We start from the raw sequence: 232 nt of genomic DNA, 5'->3' as shown, positions 1-232 counted from the left end.
ATTTCGGCCGGCACCCAAGGACGCGAGGCGGAAATTGCGCTGTTGGTGATGGTCAGCACCAGCGTGGTCGGCTGGCCTAAACCGAGAGCGTTGGTCGCGGTTGAGGTCACCGCCAGCAGCGGGCAGAGACCGAGCAGCTGCACCAGCGCGGAGTGATATTTCCACAGGCCGCCGACCTGTAAATTTTTGGCTTCACTCATTTGCATCTCCACATTCAGGCAGCGGAGCAAGC

Annotated in this window: 1 protein-coding gene; it reads right to left on the bottom strand. The window is 60.3% G+C overall.

From position 1 onward, the window contains the following. On the bottom strand, positions 1-200 hold a 200-nt coding region (locus tag KVT28_RS27150), incomplete at its 3' end, for an Rnf-Nqr domain containing protein (protein WP_305801844.1). Between the last annotated feature and the right edge of the window lie 32 nt (positions 201-232).

Source organism: Pantoea sp. GbtcB22 (assembly GCF_019091025.1).
Lineage (GTDB): Bacteria > Pseudomonadota > Gammaproteobacteria > Enterobacterales > Enterobacteriaceae > Pantoea > Pantoea leporis.
Note: the sequence above shows the minus strand (reverse complement) of the source record. Positions and strands in the feature narration are given on the sequence as shown.